General features: G+C 65.5%; 1 pseudogene. It reads left to right on the forward strand.

Annotated features, from left to right (window positions below):
* Window positions 1-342 (forward strand): annotated as a pseudogene (locus AC0L3X_RS47490) (IS3 family transposase); the annotation flags it as partial.

Consider the following 342-nt stretch of genomic DNA (forward strand, 5'->3'; position numbering starts at 1 on the left):
GAACGGCGGGCGTGTAAAGCCATCGGCTGCTGTCGCATGACCATGAGATACCAGACGACCCGGGCGGACGATGCCGGTCTTCGCCAACGCATGAGGGCGATCGCCCAGGAGCGCCGCCGCTTTGACTATCGGCGCCTCCACGTTCTGCTCAAGCGGGAGGGCTATGTGATCAACCACAAGAAGCTGTTCCGGCTCTACCGGGAAGAGAAATTGCGGTGCGTCGCCGTGGCGGCCGCAAGCGGGCGATCGGGACCCGGGCGCCGATGACGGTGCCGATGGCGCCGAACGACCGCTGGTCGCTCGACTTCGTATCGGATCAGCTCACCGATGGTCGCCGCTTCC

The sequence above is a fragment of the Bradyrhizobium sp. MI1.7 genome (assembly GCF_055811795.1).